The organism is Isoptericola sp. NPDC057391 (assembly GCF_042668085.1).
GTDB lineage: Bacteria > Actinomycetota > Actinomycetes > Actinomycetales > Cellulomonadaceae > Isoptericola.
Genome location: NZ_JBHVBO010000245.1, coordinates 1 through 5,066, shown reverse-complemented (window position 1 = coordinate 5,066; position 5,066 = coordinate 1). Strand labels below are relative to the sequence as shown.

Annotated in this window: 5 protein-coding genes; 4 read left to right on the top strand and 1 reads right to left on the bottom strand. The window is 74.7% G+C overall.

Annotated features, from left to right (window positions below; all coding sequences use genetic code 11):
* The coding region (locus tag ACFUVW_RS19475) for a DNA translocase FtsK (RefSeq protein WP_430572951.1) at positions 1-1,794 on the top strand (1,794 nt) is incomplete at its 5' end.
* Positions 1,795-1,846: 52 nt separating this feature from the next.
* Here ACFUVW_RS19475 and ACFUVW_RS19470 read toward each other — a convergent pair.
* Positions 1,847-3,148 carry a CapA family protein gene (locus ACFUVW_RS19470; RefSeq protein ID WP_430572950.1) on the bottom strand — a complete coding sequence of 434 codons (1,302 nt, stop codon included), beginning with the start codon at positions 3,146-3,148 and terminating at the stop codon, positions 1,847-1,849.
* A 96-nt stretch (positions 3,149-3,244) separates the two neighbouring features.
* On the opposite strand from ACFUVW_RS19470, the gene pgsA reads away from it, so the two are divergent.
* The 3 genes from pgsA to ACFUVW_RS19455 all read left to right on the top strand — a co-directional run bounded on the left by pgsA (position 3,245) and on the right by ACFUVW_RS19455 (position 4,995).
* Positions 3,245-3,847, top strand: coding sequence for a CDP-diacylglycerol--glycerol-3-phosphate 3-phosphatidyltransferase (gene pgsA / locus ACFUVW_RS19465; protein WP_430572949.1), 603 nt, complete (start codon positions 3,245-3,247; stop codon positions 3,845-3,847).
* Positions 3,844-4,401 carry a CinA family protein gene (locus tag ACFUVW_RS19460; RefSeq protein ID WP_430572948.1) on the top strand — a complete coding sequence of 186 codons (558 nt, stop codon included), beginning with the start codon at positions 3,844-3,846 and terminating at the stop codon, positions 4,399-4,401. The genes pgsA and ACFUVW_RS19460 overlap by 4 nt, the downstream gene beginning before the upstream one ends.
* A 246-nt stretch (positions 4,402-4,647) precedes the next feature.
* The gene (locus ACFUVW_RS19455; protein ID WP_430572947.1) at positions 4,648-4,995 is read left to right on the top strand and encodes a helix-turn-helix domain-containing protein; all 348 of its coding nucleotides are present in this window, start codon (positions 4,648-4,650) and stop codon (positions 4,993-4,995) included.
* The last annotated feature ends 71 nt before the right edge of the window (positions 4,996-5,066 follow it).

Genomic DNA, 5,066 nt, shown 5'->3' with positions numbered 1-5,066 from the left:
GACGCGGCGGCCGCCAAGGGCGCCCCCAAGGGCGGCCGCGGCGCCGCCACGCAGCGGGTCGGCGCCCCCGCGACCGCGCCCGTCGAGGCGGCGGTGCCGGCTCCCGACGAGCCCGCGCCGGCGCCCGCGGGCGACCTGCCTCCGATGGGCCGCGCCGAGCAGCCGATGCTCGACGGCGACACGGTGTACCTGCTGCCCAGCGAGGACTCCCTCGGCAAGGGCGCGCCGCACAAGACCCGGTCGGCGGCGAACGACCGGGTGGTCGAGTCGCTCACCAAGGTCTTCGACGACTTCGGCGTGGACGCGCAGGTCACCGGCTTCACCCGCGGCCCCACGGTCACGCGGTACGAGGTCGAGGTGGGCGCCAAGACCAAGGTCGAGCGCATCACGTCGCTCTCCAACAACATCGCCTACGCGGTGGCGAGCGCGGACGTGCGCATCCTGTCGCCGATCCCCGGCAAGTCCGCGATCGGCATCGAGATCCCGAACTCCGACCGCGAGACCGTGGTCCTCGGCGACGTCCTGCGCTCGTCGGCGGCCCGCCGCACCGAGCACCCCATGGTCATGGGCGTGGGCAAGGACGTCGAGGGCGGCTACGTCGTCGCGAACCTCGCGAAGATGCCGCACATCCTCGTCGCGGGCGCCACCGGCGCCGGTAAGTCCAGCTTCATCAACTCGATGATCACGTCGATCCTCATGCGGGCCACGCCCGAGCAGGTGCGCCTGATCCTCGTGGACCCGAAGCGCGTCGAGCTGACGATCTACGAGGGCATCCCGCACCTCATCACGCCGATCATCACCAGCCCCAAGAAGGCCGCCGAGGCCCTGGACTGGGTGGTGCGCGAGATGGACGCGCGCTACGACGACCTGGCGACCTTCGGGTACAAGCATGTCGACGACTTCAACACCGCCGTCCGGGCGGGCAAGGTGAAGCCGCTGCCGGGCTCGGAGCGCAAGATCGCGCCGTACCCGTACCTGCTGGTCGTGGTGGACGAGCTGGCGGACCTCATGATGGTCGCCCCGCGCGACGTCGAGGCCTCCATCCAGCGCATCACGCAGCTCGCGCGCGCCGCGGGCATCCACCTCGTGCTCGCCACGCAGCGGCCGTCCGTGGACGTCGTCACCGGCCTCATCAAGGCGAACGTGCCGTCGCGCCTCGCGTTCGCGACGTCGTCGCTCGCCGACTCGCGCGTCGTGCTCGACCAGCCGGGCGCCGAGAAGCTCATCGGCCAGGGTGACGCGCTCTTCCTGCCCATGGGCGCGGCCAAGCCCATGCGCGTGCAGGGCGCGTGGGTCACCGAGTCCGAGGTGCACAGCGTCGTCGAGCACGTGAAGGAGCAGCTCAAGCCCGTCTACCGCGAGGACGTCACCGCCCCGGCGGCGGCCAAGAAGCAGGTCGACGAGGACATCGGCGACGACCTCGACCTGCTGCTGCAGGCCGCGGAGCTCGTCGTCACGACCCAGTTCGGTTCGACGTCCATGCTGCAGCGCAAGCTGCGCGTGGGCTTCGCCAAGGCCGGCCGCCTCATGGACCTGCTCGAGTCGCGCGAGATCGTCGGCCCGTCCGAGGGTTCGAAGGCGCGCGAGGTGCTGGTGACCCCGGACGACCTGGCGTCCGCGCTCGCCCTCATCCGGGGCGAGACGCCGCAGGCCTACGACCAGGACGCCGACGGCGGAGCCCCGGACGGCGCCCCGTCGGACCCGTACGCGGACGGCACCGACGGGCACGCCCCGCCCGTGGCGAAGGACTACCACGACGACGCCGACACCGACCCGGAGAACGGCTGGCGCTGACGTCCCCGGCGTGGTCGCCGGGCCGGTCGCCGGGCCGGCCGGAAGGGTCAGGTCAGCTGTCGCGGGGGAGCACCTGCGGCGGAGGACCGGTCGCCTCGGACGGCTCCTGTCGCTCCGGGGCGGCGTCGCCCACCGCCTCGCGGACCCGCTGCTCGCGGGCCTCGAGCTCCGCGGCGGACAGGGTGGTCGCGCCGGGGTCGTCGAGGGCGTCGGGGAGCGCGAGCACGTCGTGGCCGCCGCCGATGTCCACGGTGGTGCCGGTCCAGGTCACGTCCGTGACCCGGGCGGGGTCGTCCGGGGCGTCCTGGGTGAACGTGGCCGAGAGCAGGACGCCGTTGCTGGTGCGCGCGTCGCAGCAGTCGGCGCTCTGGTTCGAGAGCAGGTTGCCGAGCCCGTAGGCGACCCACATCCCGTCGCCGCCGGGCCCCTTGCCGACGCGGTCGATCCGCTGCGGCACGTGCGCGTGGTGCCCGATGACGAGGTCGACCTCGCGGGACCGCGCCAGCCGCCGCACGACGTCCTCCTGCTGGTCGGTCAGCACCTCGGTGTACTCGACCCCGGCGTGCAGGCTGACGACGACGACGTCGGCGCCCTCCTCGCGGGCCTGGCGGGCCTGCCGCACGAGGTGGTCGGCGTCGATGAGGTCGACCGCCCAGGGGGCGTCCGCGGGCATCGGGAGCCCGTTGAGCCCATAGGTGGCGGCCAGGTGGGCGACCGTGAGCTCCCGACCCTCCCGGGTCAGCACGTAGCGCTGCGGGGCGTCCTGCTGCGCCGCGCTGCGGGCCGTCCCGGCGAACCCCATCCCGGCGGCAGCCAGGCGCCGGATCGTGGCGGTGACGCCGTCGTAGCCCCGGTCGACGGAGTGGTTGGAGGCCGTCGAGCACCCGTCCCAGCCCTGCTCGTCGAGGTCGCGCACCAGGCCTGCGGGCGCGCCGAAGAGCGGGTAGCCGGTCGGGTCGGTGCCCTTCGGTGCCACGGGCACCTCGAGGTGGCACAGCGCCAGGTCGGCGCCCCCCACCCAGGCGTCCAGCCCGGCCAGGAGGGGCGTGAAGTCGGCGTCCCGCGGCCCGCCCGCGGACCTGACGACCGGGTCGTGCGTGAGGAGGTCGCCCGCGGCGAGCAGCGTGAAGGTCGCCGGCTCGGACGGGGGCACCGTGGAGGGCGAGGGCGAGGGCGGGGGCGTAGACGGCGGGACGGTCGCGGACGCGGTCCCGGCGGAGGGCGGCGCCGTCGCCTCGGGCGACGAACCCCCGAGCGCGAGCGTGCCGGCGACGCCCAGGGCCGTGCCGGCCAGGGCAGCGACGGCGTAGAGCCCTCGCGCGGGTCGTCCCTCGTCGGACGCGTGGCGTGCCACGTGAGGAGGGTACTGCCCGGACGCCCCCGGCGGCGGCAGGTGTGGCGGCGGGGACGGCGGCGGCGAGGTGGCCCGCGACGCCGCTAGGGTGGTCCGGTGGTCAACGAAGCGCCCTCGCCCTGGAACGTCGCCAACGCGGTGACCCTCGTGCGCATCGCGCTCGTGCCCGTGTTCGCCTGGGCGCTGCTCGTGGACGGCGGGGACTCGGTCACCTGGCGCCTGGTGGCGACGGGGGTGTTCGTGGTCGCCGCCGTGAGCGACCGCGTCGACGGCTATCTGGCCCGGTCGCGCAACCTCGTGACCGACCTCGGCAAGATCCTCGACCCCATCGCGGACAAGGCGCTCGTGGGCGCGGCCCTCATCCTGCTCTGCTGGCCGCTGGGCGAGCTGCCCTGGTGGGTGCCGACGGTCATCCTCGCGCGCGAGCTGGCGGTCACCGCGCTGCGGATGGTGGTGCTGCGGTACGCCGTGATGCCGGCGTCGCGCGGCGGCAAGCTGAAGACGGTGCTGCAGGCCGTCGCGATCACGCTCTTCCTGCTGCCCCTGGCGGCCCTGCCCGGTGCCGTGCACGTCGTGGCGTGGATCGTGCTGTGGGCCGCGATCGCGGTGACCGTCGTGACGGGCGTCGACTACTTCGTGCAGGGCGCGCGCCTCCTCGCCGCCGGCCGGCGCGAGGCCGGGCCCCGGCCCGCCGCGTGACCCCGGACGCCGGCCCGGCCGGCCCCGGGGCCGGCACGCCGCCGCCGGGGGCGCTCGCTCGCGCGGTGCTCGACGGCGCCCGCTCCCGGGGCTGGACGCTGGCCGCGGCGGAGTCCCTCACTGGCGGGCTGGTCGTGGCCACCCTGGTCGACGTGCCGGGGGCGTCCGCCGTCGTGCGCGGCGGCGTCGTCGCCTACGCGACCGACCTCAAGGCCACGACGCTGGGGGTGGCCCCGGACCTCCTGGCGCTGCGCGGGCCCGTGGATCCCGACGTCGCCGGTCAGATGGCGACCGGCGTACGCCGCGCGCTGGGCGCCGACGTCGGCCTGGCCACGACCGGAGTCGCCGGGCCCGATCCGCAGGACGGTCACCCGCCGGGGGAGGCGTACGTCGCGGTGAGCACCCCGGCGGGCGACCGGGTGCGGCGGCTCGACCTCGCCGGCACCCGCGCCGAGGTGCGGGCTGCGGTCGTGGTGGCCGTCCTGACCCTGGCGCTCGAGGCCTGCGGTGAGACGGCGTCCGACGGCGACGGCCGGCCCGTCGGCGGGCTGTGAAGGGTGCGTGACGAGCCTGTCGCGGGTCGTGACACCGGGAACAAGCCCCCGGGTGCCCGCGTTGCGATGGGTGTGATGACCGACAGGGCACGAACCCGTCTCGATCCCCGCCACGCCAGGCCGGGCATGCCGCGTGCGCGGTACGGTAGTGCCACCCCTGGAGCCAGGGGGACGACAGGACGGACGAGGAACCCGGTCACGACCGGTCCGGTGCCGGGACGATCGGACACGGAGAGGGGGCGCGAGATGGTCGTACTGCGACGTGAGATCGGCGACGTGCTGCGCGACGCGCGGCAGCGCCAGGGGCGCACCCTGCGTGAGGTGTCGTCCGCAGCGAGGGTCTCGCTCGGATACCTGAGCGAGGTGGAGCGCGGGCAGAAGGAGGCGTCGTCGGAGCTGCTGGCGTCGATCTGCGAGGCGCTCGACGTACCGATGTCCCTCGTGCTGCGTGAGGTCAGCGACCGGATCGCGGTGGCCGAGGGCCTGCACATCCCCGACACGATCCCGGCGGACGTCTACGCCGGGCTGCTCAGCCGTGCCGGCGAGACGCGCGACGCCGAGCCGATGCGGGGAGACCTCGCACCGGTCGGCTGAGGCCGAGAGAGAACCCGGACCCGCGAGATAGAGAGGCCGGGACGACAACGCAACTATTTGCGTTGTCGTCC

Excerpts from the sequence above, each read along its gene's own strand:
- ACFUVW_RS19455 (WP_430572947.1), top strand. The coding sequence starts at position 4,648 with ATGGTCGTACTGCGACGTGAGATCGGCGACGTGCTGCGCGACGCGCGG.